Origin of the sequence: Nostoc sp. C052 (assembly GCF_013393905.1) — a bacterium.
Classification (GTDB): domain Bacteria; phylum Cyanobacteriota; class Cyanobacteriia; order Cyanobacteriales; family Nostocaceae; genus Nostoc.
This window is the reverse complement of record NZ_CP040273.1, coordinates 1-14,798: the sequence shown is the minus strand read 5'-3', so window position 1 is coordinate 14,798 and position 14,798 is coordinate 1. Positions and strand designations below refer to the sequence as shown.

8 protein-coding genes are annotated in these 14,798 nt (G+C 42.5%); 3 read left to right on the top strand and 5 right to left on the bottom strand.

Annotated features, from left to right (window positions below; all coding sequences use genetic code 11):
* Window positions 1–24: 24 nt before the first annotated feature.
* From FD723_RS32170 to FD723_RS32155, 4 genes are all read right to left on the bottom strand, one after another.
* Window positions 25–732: a hypothetical protein gene (locus FD723_RS32170; RefSeq protein WP_179069370.1), complete on the bottom strand. Its 708-nt coding sequence runs from the start codon at window positions 730–732 to the stop codon at window positions 25–27.
* Window positions 733–3,552: a hypothetical protein gene (locus FD723_RS32165; protein ID WP_179069369.1), complete on the bottom strand. Its 2,820-nt coding sequence runs from the start codon at window positions 3,550–3,552 to the stop codon at window positions 733–735. It lies immediately after the preceding gene.
* A 46-nt stretch (window positions 3,553–3,598) separates the two neighbouring features.
* Window positions 3,599–3,922 (bottom strand): hypothetical protein, encoded by a 324-nt coding sequence (locus FD723_RS32160; protein WP_179069368.1) that lies wholly within the window; start codon window positions 3,920–3,922, stop codon window positions 3,599–3,601.
* A gap of 275 nt (window positions 3,923–4,197) precedes the next feature.
* Window positions 4,198–4,788, bottom strand: coding sequence for a hypothetical protein (locus tag FD723_RS32155; protein ID WP_179069367.1), 591 nt, complete (start codon window positions 4,786–4,788; stop codon window positions 4,198–4,200).
* An 883-nt stretch (window positions 4,789–5,671) separates the two neighbouring features.
* Here FD723_RS32155 and FD723_RS32150 point away from each other — a divergent pair.
* The 3 genes from FD723_RS32150 (at window position 5,672) to FD723_RS32135 (ending at window position 11,107) form a co-directional block, all read left to right on the top strand.
* On the top strand, window positions 5,672–6,391 hold the full coding sequence (locus tag FD723_RS32150; protein ID WP_256875266.1) for a hypothetical protein: 720 nt from the start codon (window positions 5,672–5,674) through the stop codon (window positions 6,389–6,391).
* Window positions 6,392–7,332: 941 nt separating this feature from the next.
* Window positions 7,333–9,459 carry an AAA family ATPase gene (locus tag FD723_RS32140; RefSeq protein ID WP_179069364.1) on the top strand — a complete coding sequence of 709 codons (2,127 nt, stop codon included), beginning with the start codon at window positions 7,333–7,335 and terminating at the stop codon, window positions 9,457–9,459.
* 718 nt (window positions 9,460–10,177) lie between these two features.
* Entirely contained in the window at window positions 10,178–11,107 is a 930-nt protein-coding gene (locus FD723_RS32135; protein WP_179069363.1) for a tyrosine-type recombinase/integrase, read from the top strand.
* A gap of 121 nt (window positions 11,108–11,228) precedes the next feature.
* Here FD723_RS32135 and FD723_RS32130 read toward each other — a convergent pair whose 3' ends face one another.
* The gene (locus FD723_RS32130) at window positions 11,229–14,798 is read right to left on the bottom strand and encodes a plasmid replication protein, CyRepA1 family (RefSeq protein ID WP_256875265.1); all 3,570 of its coding nucleotides are present in this window, start codon (window positions 14,796–14,798) and stop codon (window positions 11,229–11,231) included.

Here is a 14,798-nt window from a genome sequence, read left to right as displayed (position 1 = left end):
TACTGTGTTTCTATACCCTTTTAATCAGTCAGCAGAAGTAGGATCTAGCCGTGCATTAAGTACCACTTCATGCACTAAAGACAATCTGCCATCTTCTTCGGAGTTCTCCTTTTGCCTTTGGGAATCAAGATGCTCCGCTACTTGCGTTAGCATCAAGTTAGAGTAAGCATTGTCCTGTCGGGCTAATAAAGAATCAGTACGCTGCTGTGCCAACATTGACACAATTAAGCCGTTCTGAGACGCGATCGCTTTGAGAACATTCTGAGAAGCGTCCATATTCTGCGCCTCATCAGCAATACCTTTTGCAAGTTTAGCGATTTGTGCAGTAGTATCAATTTTTTCTTGAGTTTGCTGCTGTCCTTTTTTTCCAATCACGCTGGCAATCGAGCCAAGCGTCAATTCACGCTCTAGCTTCTGTGCTTTTTCTTGGGCGACAGGATAAGAATAATCATCTTTAAGTGAATCCTTCAATTGTTCAGCCGAAGCAATTGGGTCAGGCGCACCCAATTGTCCAATAGAACTATCAATTGCCGCATTAGCATTTTCTTTGATGTCACCCCAAGCACTGTTAATCTCATCCGATGCCCATGCTTGAATTTCCGAAACTTCTCCTTGAAGATCCGATACGATAGAACTAAAAAAATCGTTGATGCTGATGCCATAGCTAGGTGCTGCTATCAATAAACTGCCAACTGTAGCAGAAAGTATTACCCCAATTGTCCGCAAATTCATTTAAGCTACCTGTCTTGTATGTGATTTTGAAAGTAAATTCTTCGCTAATTCTGATAACTCTTCCCCCCGAATCATTCTGATATAATCCTCACTAAATTTGACTAATCCAAGCAGAGGATTATCTTGATAGTATTTGAGAAATAAAGTGCGTAATTCTTGCTCGTTTGGATTATTAGCAACTGAGGCTAATAAACAGTAGGCAGGATAATAGCGACAGAAAGTTAGCTTGCCGTTATCATCAAGCAACCACTGAGAGTAAATCCCCGACTTTTTTGGATAAAAAGCTTCTGTACTATTGACCCTGATGATTTCAATAGGATATTTAAAGCGAACAATAAACGGGTCAACAGCTGATGATTGAATCCTGCCTACTAAACGTGTAGTGATATTGGCAAATATCTTCTGTGCAGATGCGCTCTGATATATAGTCTCTGGTTCTTGGGCAGAAATAATAACGCGGATACCAGACTTCGCACCATTGGCACACAATCGCCCAATTAACGAAGCTATCGCATCGAATTGAAACAAGATTGGTGCTTCATCAAGGAAGAAGATCGAAGCTTTTGATGATAATGCACGACGTAATGCCGCAGAATATGCACTAAGAGCGAGTATGGCAGCATCAGCTTCACTCGATAAATTACGTAAAGCGAATACTAACAATTTGGCATTAGTTCTAAAACTGGATGGGCATGAGATTGATTGTCCTACCCTGGTACTCAACCAATAATTTATTCTCAGCCTGATTTGCTCTAAGGCTTCGGAAATCTCTTGACTCTTACTAGCAATAGAATCTAATTGTATGAAAGCTGGAGAACAAAAATTATAAAAATCTTTGAGTGTCGGAGTCTCGTTCCAATATTGAGTCCCAAATCCATTTTGTATTGCTGACTTGTAGCGTGATTTAATTTCATCATCATTAAAAAATGTTTTTAAAGCTAAAGCAATGATTGACTCAATATTGGTGGTAATCGTTGGACTGACACCAATCATGCTCGTCCCCATCACCATTGTCATCAGCACTGATTTCAAAAACTCCTTAAAATCGTTCAATCGCTCATTTCTCAGTTCTGCATCCAGAGAGCGCAAATCAGGAAGTTCAAAAAGATTGTTTGATTCTTTGGAGATGTCAAAGTATGCCCCATCTTCACCCAGCAGATTTGTGTAGTCGGTGAATGTAGAAGTACCATCTGGTTTGGGATAGTCTAGTGCCACTACCGGAATATCTTGTGCAAGTGCCGGGGTAAGAATACCTGCCACCAGCACTGATTTACCTGAACGAGTTGCGCCGAAGACTGCCAAATTCTTGTGGTTTTGGTACAAGTCTAAATGTACTGGTGTGCCCCCTTCTTCTGCGATTAACTCAAACCCACTGCGATCGCCTGTAGCAGTCCTGATCAATGGCATCAGCCCTGGTGCTTCCGAACTAAAATATGGCAGTCGGCGGTTAAAAGGCTTGGTTAACAACGGCTCCCAAACAAATGGGCAACACTGCAACCATGTCTTCCAGGCGTATTCAATCTCCCGGTCAACTACCGCCGGACGCAAGAAATAGCTGGCAAGATATCGGCAAGCTTCGTCTAATTCCCGTGGGGTTGGGCGGTGGACGAGAAAAGCAACTGCGGTATGCACTACTACACTACCTTTATATATTGTCTTCTGCGCCTCTACCGCTTCTTCAATATTCATGCCTGATTTGACATCAATATTTCCTTTCTCTGTAGATAAAGAAGTGCTGGTAATTGATTGCTTGGTAATGCGTTGAAGATTTGTTTTAGAGATAGTTTGATTTGCCTTTGTTACCTGACAAATAACCTCGGTATCATAAATACTATCTCTAGAAATTAACTCCCACAGATATCGCAATTGAGCTTGCTCGTCATACCACCCCCCTGGCTTTTGGCTGAAGTTGAGCGCCCCAATATATTTATTTTGTAGTTTTACCCATTTTCTATCGAAAAATGGTACAGACTCCTCATTCTCTAACATCTGGTGGCGGATGTGAAAATCGCTCGTCTGAGTTTCTACTATTCCATCTATTGGGTCAATTTTTAATGGATTAGGGATTGCCGGAGGAGTAGAGCAATTAAGCTGTTGCCAAATTGTTGACCAAATTTCTTCAGCATTTAAAACCCTAATCCCCAACTTCATCTTGTTGCCCAGGATAGCTGACCACTGTAAAAATCCATCGTTAAATGAATTTTGCAGAATATTTTCAATTCTAGTATTGTTATGGGCGTGAATTTCACCTGTAAAGCGAAACCAGCCCTTTTCTAATTTTCTAATCAGAGATTCTATAAAATCCTTAGACCGTTCATCGTCATCAATAACAGTGTAAGTACACCATAGTCTCAAAAACTTATTCTTCCTCGCTCCACTTTCCGTTAGTTTTTTAGTCCTTAATCTTTCACTACGTATTAACAATTTTAATTGGTCAATCTGACAATTACTCTCTAGCTTGGACAGTTCTTCTTGTCGGTGATAATCAGACGTAAAAGAACCTAAATGTATTGTTAAGTTTTCCCCTTCGGGAATTTCTTTTAGCCCCGCTTCTATCCCCTCAAAGATCGGCAGCATTTGCGATGATTCTAAATTCGGATGAATCCCTAAACAATCAAAGCAGAATTTAATTTGAATATTTTCACCTTTTTTAAGAATTAATGCGCCTACGCCCTGCCTACCTCCTAAGTTGAGGTCGCAAATACCCGCTAAATGGATAATATCTTCAAAGGGAGTGAGCATTTTCACAACACTAATCTGCTCCTTTTCTAATGCTACTTTACCTAATTTATCTTTAACTTTCTTAGAAGAATTTGGCATAACTTTACCAATCACTGAAATTTAACTAGAGCTTAGAACTTAGAACTTATTTTTCTGACGACTTCCGACTTCCGACCTCCGAATTCTGTTGTATTGATTGAAATTTCATATATCCCCTACTAATCCGAGGAACGCTGACGAACTTACCGAAAAAGTCTTTATTTGTAGAAATTGTCCACCATGTTGCCCATCCCCAAGCAATACTTAATCCTGTACCTAGCCAACTTGTTTTCAGTAGATAATTAAAGATAAATATATTGACTACTGCTATTAATGTCCAGGCAAATATTTGGTCAGCAGGGAATGGACCTAGCCTTGGTCTTTCTCCTAAAATCCGATTTACTGTCCGAAAATCATGTTTCGTTGACATACTTATTGATTTATTGAAGAAGGCAGAAGGCAGGAGGCAGAGGGCAGAAGCTTCAATGTTTTGTAGGGGATTCAACACCGTACTTAATTGGGGCCACAAAACAAGAAAATTTGGTGGGGGTCTTAAACCAAGTTCGGTTTGGTCACGGGCAGGGGGCAGAAAACACTATTCCTTCTGCCTCCTGCCTTCTGCCCTCTGCCTTTCTACATAAAAGTTATCAGCTATTAATTCAAATACGTATTTATCAATAACTGATAACTTAAAAAGCTTTCTTACTAAACCTGAACAATCAAACCAGTAATTAAATCTCCAACAAAAACTGCCATAACTATAATTAATGGAGTTCTTGCTAGCGTCTGCCAGTCTTCATCATTCCGGGCAGATTGAATAATCCGAACTAGACTGATCCCAACATATAATAGGAATAAAGCTCTTAATACATTGAAAAAAAGCGCGATAACTGCTGCTGTTTGTCCATTGCCGGCATTACCAAAAGTGGTGGTCATCCAAGTTTGAGCATTATTGAAGAACTGAGCATTAGCTGGAGCCGCCGCAAAATCAATTAGGCAAATTACTGCTAACAGCGCAAATAACACTGCATAGAGATTAATTCCATACTTACTTTGTAGTTTATCGAAGTTAGTAAATAATGCTTGTGACTGTTTCGGCAAGGCAATCACGATGGCAGACGCAATCATAAATCCACCCATCAATATATTGTGGACGGACATCTCTGCTATCATCAACACACCAGTCACACCCATCAGTGTGAGTGTGCCTTTTTTTGCCCTGTCATTCTTCTCCTCAGGTAAAAGTGTTCCTGTTGCTGAAGCAGCAAAATCTGGGTATCCGTAGTCAGTACGCATCTGCTTTCGTTCTCCTGAACGATGTCTTGAGGGATAGGCACATTCTTAAATAAGTCAACCCCAAAATCCACGTACCCTGGTACGGAAAAAAACAGAACTGTAGTACTGTATAAACATTTCTAACAGCAATCATCTACGTAGATAAAAATCTCTTTCTTGTATTATCAGTCTTTGTGCTTGATATACTCACATCACTTAATCATTAATTAGTATAAATCTTTGTGCAACATCTTCAGTAAGTGCCAAATATGGGGGATTGACTATTGACTATTTTTATGATGTAAAACGTCAAAATTAGCTTTAATAAAGTTTGGGGGTTTAAGTTAAGAGCCTAATTAAAATCCCCGTTACAAAACTGTACTTCCGTTAGCGGAGCGGGGCGTTAGCCCATTCCGACTTCCGACTTCCGACTTGTTTAAGTATCCCTACTCTCCATAAATTTAACAAAGTCGCAAGTCGCAAGTTGCAAGTCGCAAGTGAAGAACTTTCAAACGGTTCAGTTTAAGTCCCCGGCTTCTATCAAGCCGCAAGTTTTGTGGCTCTTTCTAAATCCCCGTTACAAAACTTACTTGCGACTGCGAAAAAGTCACTTGCGACTTGAGTTTAACTTTACCTTCGATACCTCACCATGTTTTGCATCATCACTAAAAACTGTTAAAACTTGAGTGCATGTATAGAACAAATATGTATAATACTTGCAGCTTGTAATTCAGCATTTGTTAGAAGTAGATATTTGGTCAAGCAAGGAAATTGGGAATTAATTTTCAGTCAGGAGTCAGAATTCAGGAGTCAGGAGCCAGAATGTTGCAGAAGAGTGAATTCTTTTCAATCAATAGAAGAGTTATACGCTCATTGCTTTTAAATTCTGGCTTCTGACTTCTGGGTGCTGAATTCTTACAATTTTCACGCATCATTTGTTGGAGTATTTATGAGTACAAGAAAAATATTTACAGCACTTGTTTCAATAGGTGTAGCACTATGCTTAGGAGCTTGCCAGTCTGAAAGAGACTTGGTTGCTCAGGCAGAGAATGACTTAAAACCGGCTTATGCGGCGGCAACTGATGAGCAAAGCCAAAAAGATAAGGAAGTACAGGAGCAAATAAGGCAATATGTAGAAGAGACACCTAACTTATATAGAATAACTTGGAAGGTATGCGGAGATTATAGAAGTCGTCTTCGGGATGGAGTAAGATGTAGCGAAACTAAAATTCCCAAAACTAAAGGATATGTTGATCCCGTTTACGTCTGGGCAGCTAATGGGGTGCAGTTTGTTAATAAGCAACACTTTGTTAATAGCTATTGGGCTACAGGATTGTTTGTCAAGTCTAAAGGATGCTTGAACTCAGGTAAACCAGGACAAGAGCAATTTTATAATGTAAAAAATTTCACCAGAGATAAAACGAATCCTGTTCCTACCGCAGCAAACGTAAAGATTGAAGCTCTGTCAAAGCAGGAAAAACAAACAGTAGTAGAACTTGCCTTCAAGGACGCAGAAGTAGAAAATTATGCGCTGAAAAATTTTGGTGTGTCAGCAACCACAGGATTAATACCCACTGGGGAAACTTGCTTAACATTAGACGAATGGAAGAAGACGCAATCGTAAACATCAGGCACAGTCGCTTCCTTAGATCGCAGTTCAGTCGCGGCAACTTCCTCCATCTCCACCACAACCAACCAACGCAAGTATTGTCTTATTCTTTCTTAGATAAAGAAAACAATTTAACTTGTTGACCCCTTGTCCCCTGCAAGCGGTAAGTTAACTTTAACCCCAGTTGGTCTAACAACAACCCCAACAGCCAAATCGGTTTGGGGTCAGAAGGAACAGTGAAACCCAAAATTTTTGATGTGAGCAGCGCAGTCAACAGCGATCGCCGTTTCTAAGTTAATTCAGCCAGTAAATAGTTTTGCTCACGCACATCAGTTATTTAGCAAAATCTTGTAGTTTTTTATACTTAAGTTTTGCAGTCATTGATTACTTCATGCTTATACTAAGGGATGGCGTAACCGCAAGAGCGTAGCTGATCGCTCTATGAAAATCGCAATTTGCCGACCATTGGTCGGCAAAAACTTAATTATTATTCTCAAAAACTAATCCTTTATATGAGCCAAGATCGAGGGTGTTAAAAGGAGCGGGAATTTGCAGACCACCATACCAAACGATGTCTGTGCCTTCCCTTATGCCCTCTGTATAACTGTATCTTTGTAATCTAAAACACTTTAGTTTACGCAATTCTAATTACTGTAGGCACCGCTATGCAGTAAAACTTTCTGCATTATACTCATCTAGGTAAATAGGCTAAATGAACCTACCATCAACTTATTTTTTTACCTAGATAAGTATCATGATACAGTACAGGAACTTCATTCCATGTTAAACTTGCATTTTTAACTGTGTAATTTACGACATCATAAACTAACTCGCAATCACCTAAAGTTCCTTCGCCCATTAGGGAGCATCTTCGTAAATAGAATTCGATAAAGTAAAATGGCACATCAAGTTGGGATAATCTCTTTTAGTCGTAAATATTTTTACCCCTGATCAAGATGCCAGCGCCTTTAAAAGTTGACCTGTCACCAATAGAAGATCAAGCCCTACTAGCACTCACTCAAGCAAAAGGTATACCACCAAGAACTCAAAGTCGTGCCACTGTACTACGCTTATCAGCAGCAGGATGGACAGTGCTAAAGATCGCACAATATTTAAAATGGCATCCACAGACTGTACGCGACACAATTCATCGCTGGTACTGGGGCAAACTCGATAGTTTGTGGGATTGTTCGCGTCCGGGTCGCCGTCGCCGATGGCATAACCCAAATATCAAGTCCCTGCTTCAATTCAAAATCTCTTTATTTAGCTATCAACTTATTTTTATTTTATTTTCTTACATCTCTTACATCTATTTAATGCTATTTCTCCACAGTCATGGCATTTCTACTACTTATACAGTCAAAATTTACAGGCAGTACAAGGATGAAGCACTCGCTACTCTCACCAGCAATCCCTACCAGTTAGCTGCTGACATCTACGGTATTGGTTTTCTGAGAGCTGATAAAATTGCCTTTTATTTAGGAGTTGCGCCTGATAGTCAGTTCCGTTACCGTGCTGGTTTAATTCATGTTTTGAACGAAGCTGCTGCCGATGGGCATTGCTATTTACCCCAGCCAAAACTCATTGAGAATGTGATCAAACTGCTGACTACAGCAGATCACACACCCGAAGAAGATGCCCTCGCTGATATTATCAAAGACATGGCACTCAAGGATGACTTAATCCGCGAGAAAAGCTCAGACCAAACCCTGCTATGTTATCTACCAACCTACTTTCACACCGAACAGAACCTTGCTCAATTAATACAATCTAGATTTTGCCAACCAGTTGCACAAGATATGCCTCCTGTTCGCGCCTGGATTGAGCGCTTCACCAAGAGTCATAAAATCAAACTTTCACCACAGCAACGGCTAGCGGTAGAAATGGCTGCATATTCAAAGGTAATGATTCTTACTGGTGGCCCCGGTTGCGGTAAAACTTTCACCACCCAGACCATAGTCTCTCTGTGGAAAGCAATGGGCAAATCTATCGCCTTAGCTGCGCCAACTGGACGCGCTGCTCAACGCCTGAGTCAAATCACACAACTCGAAGCCAAGACGATACACTGCTTGTTGGAATTTGACCCAAAGACAATGGGCTTCTTACGCGATAATCAAAACCCTTTACCCCATACCGCAATTGTCGCGCTAGAAGCTAGTATGCTCGATTTGTTTCTGGCATCTTCTTTGGTAAAGGCGATACAATACGGTTCCCAACTACTGCTAGTGGGTGACATTGACCAGTTACCCTCTGTCGGGCCCGGTCAAATCCTTGCTGACTTGATTAATTCTGGTCACGTTCCGGTGGTGCGGTTGACCAAGGTATTTAGGCAAGCCCAACAGAGCGCAATTATCACCGCTGCTCACCAAATTAACCGAAGCCAGTTTCCCACAATTGAACTGATTTCCGATAATCCCGTGTCTGAATGTCTGTGGCACGGCGGCGGTCATCACCCCAAACATGGTGTTAAAGCAATATCCGAAATCATTACAGACTTGATTCCCCGCCTGGGTTACAATCTAGCTACTGATGTGCAAGTGCTTTGCCCCACCTCGCGCGGTTTGCTTGGGACTCGTAACCTCAATACCGTATTGCAGCAGTTGATTAATCCGCCCAGTCCCGACAAAGTAGAGATTACCAGGGGGGGGAATTTATTACGAGAAGGCGATCGGATCATTCAACTGACTAATGATTATAATCACGAACTGTTTAATGGCGACTTCGGAATTATCAAGGCCATTGATCCTGAAGAGATGGAAGTTACTGTACAGTATGGTAAGCATACTGTCGTTAGAACCAGAGCAGACTTAAATCAAATTGCCCTCGCCTGGAGCTTCACCATTCATCAAAGCCAGGGTTCAGAATATCCGGTAGTAATTCTGCCAATTTATACGCAGCCTTATATGATGTTGTCTCGTAAACAGTTGTACACAGCATTAACTTGTGCCAAGCAGTTAGCGATTGTCGTTGGTTCCAAGAAAGCGATATCCAAGGCTTTGCGTTCTAGTGACGGCCAACTGCGATATACACGATTACAGCAGCGGTTGGAAAGCGCTTTTTTGCACCCGACGATTGCAATTTAGAAATGTTCAACTTAACAATTTCACCCGGCTTGCGGTTGTTGCTCTCAATCAAGAGTGAGAAATCTGGTAGCTAGTAGGTCGCTTTCGTCACGAAAGCGGGGTAAAGGGGAAGGGGGAATGGGTAAAGGTTTTAAATCCCTTACCCTTTTCCCTTTCCCCAGTCCTCACTTAGCATTTTGGGGTTGGCAGACTACTAGCTGTGCTTTCGCCCCGTGTCTGGTAAGCGACGGCGGGGCATTTCATTACTGGTAAGTGCCTTGGCAATTCTTGAGAAACTACTTCTCTAGCTCCCGTTTGCAGTTCTAGAAAAAAGTGTCTTAAACACAAAGCAATCAAACCACTCTCAAAAAATAAACTAAAAATGACTCTATAGTTTTATGGCGTGATAGCGCTGAAAAAGCAGTACACTGCGGCGTAAATAAACTTTGGAGGACGCTCTTTGACCTCTTATATCATTTATTAACTATAAAGTCATTTTTAGTTTATTTTTTTCACCTACTTTTAGGCTTTTCAAAATAAATACCCTGCTGAACAATTGCATAACAGTATTGTGTTTGTCACGCTCCTCAGTATTAGAGGTGTACTATACGCAAAAATCGAGAAATTTTCATTCGCTTGAGAGTGAGTTGAAACGCCCATTTTAAAGGACAATAAAAATCAGACACTATAAAACCAGACGAAACTATGATTGTGTCTGATTTTTAAGGGAGTAATAAAAATGACGCTCTCTCTTGTCCATATAACAGCGCATAGAAAGGCGATCGCTTCCTTGCCAGTAGCGCAGGCGGAGGCGAAGTTGATTGCGCTGTGGCTGGAGGGAAAAGCGTCGTCTTCTATTCGGGCTTACCAGCGATACACTAGGCGATTTCTGGATTTTCTGGACAAGCCGCTCAAAAAAGTGACTTATGAAGACTTGGTAGAATACGCTAGTTCTTTTGGGGGCAATGCCGAAAGCACAAAGCGGATATACATAGCTTGTGCTAAAAGCTTGATTAGTTTCGCTCATAAAATTGGATATCTCCCTTTTAATGTAGGTATGGCACTAAAACTGGGTGAATTGCCAGATGTAATCAACGAACGCTATTTAGACGAAGCTGATATTAAATTGTTGATACGGGCAGCTTCTAAGCATTTAGCTGATGCTAAAACTCCTAAGCGCCAGTACACAGCCCTACGTAATTTGTTAATTATCAAACTCCTGTATCAGGCAGGCTTACGGGCAAGTGAAATCTGTGATCTGACTTGGGGAGATTTGACACCCCGTGGTGAGAGTGGTCAAGTGTACGTGCGAAAAGCCAAGGGGAGCAAAAATCGCACAATTCTCATTAAGCCGAAGCTGTGGGCGGAACTAATGGAGTTCAAAGGTCAAGCTTTATCTACAGACGCAGTGTTCCGAAGTCAAAAAGGGGGACATCTCGACCGTCAAAACTTGCACCCGATTGTCAAAGCAATTGCACAAGAAGCTGGATTAAGCGAACTGGTTTCTGCTCACTGGTTACGTCATGCCCACGGTTCTCACGCTATTGAGCGCGGGACTAATCCTGTATTGGTGAAAGAAACTTTGGGTCATGCCAATTTAGCCATCACCGATCGCTATCTCAAAGCTAGACCTAATGACAGTAGCGCTTTGAACTTGATGGATCTTTGACATTTACACAAACTCTAAGATTTTAACCAGTGAGAATGCAGCACAAATAAGAACCAGTGGCATCGATTGCTACTGGAAACTAAGCAGAAAAACTGCTTTCAAATGCCAAAGGGGTTTTTCCCTAGCCAGCCCCCTCCATAGGCAACACTTCTTCCAAGAGCCATTCATAAAATTCCGGGACAAGAGATTCCACAAGTCGCAGTTCATTTGCCGCGATCGCTTCAAGTTCCAGCACCGTCTCCCAACGCAAATGACTCTGCCATCGCTTGAGAATGCCTTTAATTGCCTCAACTCCACGAGAAATACCAGAGCGAAGTATTTCTACGCAGTGGAGTAAGGTAGTGCGATCGGTCGGAGGCGACTCAAATTCGGTAGTATCCTCCCCCTGGCAATGGGAGTTCCCTATAGCATTAGGGGGGGGGGTGGATACGGGCTGCTGATTGGGGTTTACACTATACGCAGCAGGGGTTTGGGTCGCATAATAGGTTCGATTTTCTTTTTGATTACGCTTCGTTTCACGATGAGCAATTACATGCATTGCAAATTCTAATTCCTCTTTAGATAAAGAGAAAAGTTTCACCTGTTGCCCCCGTTTACCCTGTTTACGGAAGGTCAACTTTAGCCCCAGCTGTTCTATAAGAGTTCCTAGCAACCAAATAGGCTTACAGTCACTGGGAATAGTAAACCCAAGAATTGCTTTGACGTGAGCAGCACAATGTATAGCGATCTCCCTCATCTTGAGTAAGGTGGAATCGTCGGCAGTAACTTCCTCACCTGCAACTAAAGAAGTGAGAATTTGATGCAGTCCCAGGTTAAATCTAGCCAGCCAGCGTGCCGAGTAATTGCCCCAGTCGATGCACAAAGGTAAATTGTCCCGCTCATTGCGGTCTTTTTGGGTGACAATTGTTGGTGGTGTAGGATAATTTTGCCCGGTTTTGGGGTCAGTAAACGATTCTTCGGGTGGGGCTAAAATGGCCTCAAGTCCGGCGATCGCTCTAATTAAGCGACCACCTTTATCCATTTCTACGAGTGATTCGGTTACTTCGATGCCGTAAGAATCAGAAATGCGGAATTTTTCGCATTCAAAAATTTCGCTAGGGTCAAGGTAATCTTTGCTCTGACGGGCACGGTACTCGCTCAAAGTAATATTCTTGGCCTTGGCAACAGCCGAATTGTGGGCACGATCCAAAGCTTGTGCTGCTGCTTTAAGACTTTCAAGAGATTGAGGATCTGAATCACTGCCCACATATATAAATGTATTGCCCATTTCTGTGAGAAGCGATCGCAAGTCATCGCGCAAATTATTCAGAGAATAGTGGCGGTTAGCCATAATTTGGCAGTAAGCCTCAAGCGCCCAATCTTTCTCCGCTCCCCGCTTACCCGTTTCTCTGTCAATTCGCAACAGAAAAGCGGTCATTTCATTGGTTTGGAGCAAGCGCTCTTTAATCTTGGATGCGTTAGTATCCTTGTAACCAAAGGGAGGACGCGGGGCCACCCAAATATGAAACGGGACTTTCGGGCGATAGCGGTACAACTGCTGGGCGCATTCAGTAGCAGTTTGGGAAACGCCGTGAAAGACACCAAATACTAGGTCAAAATGATACTCAGAAATATCAACACCAGTACCGAGACTGGGAGAGGTGAACAAGGCATCAAAGTTTTTGACGGCGTTGGTGATATCTTTAATGAAAGCGACATTCTCATCACTGCCAGAATTGTCAGAGTGAACCGACCAGATACGACATTTTTTTTGTGTATGTGATTTTTCGGAGTTAGATTCTTCGTACTTGATAGTAAAGGATTTGTCGAGTTTTTTGATGAAACGCTTACTGTCGCTGGCAACCATAACTTTTTCTCCAAGCATCAACGCTGCCGAGATTTGGGCGACTATGGCGCTAGAATTATCCCCCTCGTACCAATAAATTGTGCGTGAACCGTTTCGCCACTCGTTTTTAATGATGTACGGGACTTCACCTTTTGGTCGCATTGCAAGAAAGAAGTTTACCGTTAAATCATCCATGTGTGCATCAGCGATGACGACCAGTGGCGCATTGTATACTATATATTCCAGTACCTCCAAAATGGCGGCGCGATGTTGTTTGCAAGTATTACTATGTAGTAAGTGGGTAAGGTATTGGCAGGCTTCATCTATAAATATGCAGCCGTAGGTGAGAGACTGAGTATTCAGCTTATGCAAGCTGTCAATAGTAATACTAAGGGCTTGGGCCTGGGCTAAACCTGTGTAACCCAAGTCTGAATACATCGCCGTCCGCAAGCGTTCGGCAAGATTTTTCAGCAAGTTAACCCGATGCCCATTGTTGAGGAACCGCGCGTCGGGGTTTTGGTCACGCCACCAGCGCATGAGTTCAGTTTTGCCTGTACCCATGTCGCTCCAGAGTACGACTAGTCCTGATTTTGGGAAATTAAAGGTAGGGGATTTCTTCGATTTGGATGAATCAACTTCGCCAGAATCCGTAGACTTCTTCTTTCTTTGATGTCCTTTTATAGATGGCGTGAAAAGTTGTTCCTTTTCAAGCTCATAAAGCTCAGGCACTCTCAAGCATTTTTCTTCAAGTTCAGGAATACACAAAGCCTCAGAGAGATACTTGACATTAACAGTGACATCCGGCTGGTACTTGCTTAACCCCCATTTTTTAGCCCGATACGAGCGCTTGTAATCAGCAAGTGATTTAGCATCATCGATGATTGCGGTCAGCAAAGCGTTAGCATCTTCGCCCCGCGCCACAACAAAATCATCAACGCCTTTTTCTGGCCCCGGCAGTAATGCAACTTCACATTCAGAACCAGCCGATTCGATTGCTTTTGCAGTCCGAACAGTGGCTTGAAACACCGACCACCTGGTTTTAGAAGAAGTTTCGTAGTCGAATAAAATAATGAACTTGCGTCCCGCCTGAGCCATTGGTACTAAGTCAGGATGCAACCGTTCATCAAAATCCTGTTTGCCCACGCGACCATTCCAAATTCCCGGAAGTGCGATCGCTACAAACCCTAAACTAAGCAAGCAAGCGGCTTTCTTCTCACCCTCACATAAGATAATCGGAATTTCTGGATGCTGTTTCACCCACTCCCAAAATATTAGTGGATTAAGTTGATCCAGTAAGCGCAATGCTAAAAGTGAATGATAGCGCTTAATTAAATAACGCTTTGCAACTAAGTCCTGGATGGGGTTAGCGACATCAAAGTAGGTAACGCGGTTGGGGGTTTTGGGGGGCGACTCGTATTTGACGGGTTTCCCTTTTTGCCAATCAATACGAGGAAAGTTGGGCTTGATCCTTCCCCACTCCATTGGTTGCCAGTTCTTGAATGGGTCAAGTGATTGAATCCACGTCCCACCCAACAGCAAATGCTGATACAGCTTTAAGTATCCATCGGTGACTCGCCCTGCATTCTTACGTGGGATTTTATCAGATATGAACAGGAAATCATAAACTGATTCTCCCTCAACGTGAAAGAAGTTGCGCTTAATCAACGCCGGATGAATGGCGCTACCAGCTAACAACTCATGGTATTCCGCTGCCGTGAGGTTGTTTGGGTATTCAGTTGAAGAGGCTGCGCCTGGGTCAAGGGGAAGGGGCAAAGGGGAAGGGGAGGAAGAATTTGTTAACTCTTCCCCATCCCTTTTCCCTTTTCCCTTTAACCTTTCCCCCGTTTTCTTAGGGGTATGGTTCAT